Annotated in this window: 1 protein-coding gene; it reads left to right on the forward strand. The window is 61.7% G+C overall.

Annotated elements, in window-relative coordinates:
- Nucleotides 1-773 (forward strand): tetratricopeptide repeat protein (locus HMPREF2883_RS09755; protein ID WP_141759094.1); only part of this gene is annotated, 773 nt, incomplete at its 5' end.
- Between the last annotated feature and the right edge of the window lie 46 nt (nt 774-819).

Here is an 819-nt window from a genome sequence, read left to right on the forward strand (position 1 = left end):
TGGCTTCACTCAATAACCTGGCAAACGCCTACCAAGCAGCAGGCAGACTCGATGAAGCCATCACCCTGCACGAACAGAACCTCACCAACCGTACCCACATCCTCGGCTCCAACCATCCCGATACCCTCATAACGAGAGGTAATCTCGCCAGCGCCTACCAAGCAGCGGGAAGGCTCGACGAGGCCATCACCCTGCACGAACAGAACCTCAACGACCAGTTGAGAGTTCTGGGTCCCAACCACCCCAACACCCTCACCTCACGTAACAACCTCGCCAGCGCCTACCAAGCAGCGGGTAGGCTCGACGAGGCCATCACCCTGCACGAACAGAACCTCAACGACCAGTTGAGAGTTCTGGGTCCCAACCATCCCGACATCTTCACCTCACGCCACAACCTCGCAGTTGCCTACCACGACGCGGGTAGGCTCGACGAGGCCATCGTCCTGTACGAGCAGAACCTCGAAGACCGCACCTGCATCCTGGGACCCCACCACCCCGACACCCTCATCTCACGCCACAACCTCGCCAGCGCCTACCAGACTGCCGGCAGGCTCAACGAGGCCATTACCCTGTACGAGCAGACCCTCGAAGACCGCACCCGCATCCTGGGCCCCCGCCACCCCGACACCCTCATCTCACGCGACAACCTCGCCGACGTCTATCGCACCGCAGGAAGAATTGAGGATGCGGAGGCACTCTTTGAGACGCCATGGGACTCAGAGGACGAGCAGGACGGCACCGAGGAGGACCCGGACCAGGAAGCCGGCGACTGACCGCCACAGGCCGCCGTCATTGATGTCGGTGGGCTGTGAGACAGTG

Origin of the sequence: Actinomyces sp. HMSC075C01 (genome assembly GCF_001812965.1) — a bacterium.
GTDB lineage: Bacteria > Actinomycetota > Actinomycetes > Actinomycetales > Actinomycetaceae > Actinomyces > Actinomyces acetigenes.